The sequence below is a fragment of the Burkholderia sp. BCC1972 genome (genome assembly GCF_905339605.1).
Taxonomy (GTDB): domain Bacteria; phylum Pseudomonadota; class Gammaproteobacteria; order Burkholderiales; family Burkholderiaceae; genus Burkholderia.
In genome coordinates this window covers 1-940 of record NZ_CAJPGH010000079.1, presented here as the reverse complement: position 1 = coordinate 940, position 940 = coordinate 1, and the positions used below count along the sequence as shown (strand labels likewise).

Here is a 940-nt window from a genome sequence, read left to right as displayed (position 1 = left end):
CGATGTCGAAGATCCGTGGGGACGTAGCGGGCATTGCGTGGCGGATGCCTACGTACTGGCGAATGCGCCGTACAGCCTTGCGCGCGCAGACGGCCCCAATCCATCCGATACGTTCATGGATACCTGGTCGCAACGCGCGACCAGGGACGGTGGCGGCCGTCGCGGACGGCAGACCTACGCCGCCCGTACGAAAACGTTCGGCAAGTTTCTGTCGATCATCGGCACGCGCAAAGCCTACGAACTGCCCGCCGGCAAGATCGATGAAGATATGGCCAACGAACGAGTATCGCCGACCAGCAAGCGGTCCTATGCGGCACAAGAGGATCGGGCTCGCCACGGCCTGAACGAATCGACATATGATCGCGTCACCGCGTATTGCTGTCCACACGACCAGGTGATTTCGGCGGTCACGGTTCAAGGCATCGGCTGGCGTGGCATCGACGAGAACGAGCTGAACGATATCAGCGTCCCCGGCGTGCTGACGCAGCGCGTCTTTGCCTCTGGTTTCCAGGTTGGCGTGCAGGAGCGCTATCGGTATCGGGAAGACGACTGGCGGTATCGGCAAAAGGGAAAGACGTCGGGATTCTGGTATCCGCCTTCGCCGCCGGCCAAGTTCAATCTCATCGGCGCACTCAAAGGGAACGAAAGTGTCTGGGGCGTGGCGGCTACGCTTGCAACCGCGCCGCTGATGTTCGTCGTGACCGGGTTCAGCTCGGCGTTGAACATGTTCCGCGTGAATGCCAATCCGCCGAAGGGCTGGAGCGTGGTGGCGGACGCGCCGGCACTCGACGAACCGTTCCCGCCGCAAGCGTTGCGGTTCGGCAAGCCCATCGAAACGACGGACGGCAATGCGAAGAGCGACTTCAACGAAGGCAACGATCCGCCTGCCGCATGGCGCGACGCAAGCAAGAGCGAGGCAGACAAGCGCGCGGACGATCCT

At 62.4% G+C, this 940-nt stretch carries 1 pseudogene; it reads left to right on the top strand.

The features are described 5' to 3' along the window. Positions 1–115: 115 nt before the first annotated feature. Positions 116–940 (top strand): annotated as a pseudogene (locus tag U5798_RS36875) (hypothetical protein); the annotation flags it as partial.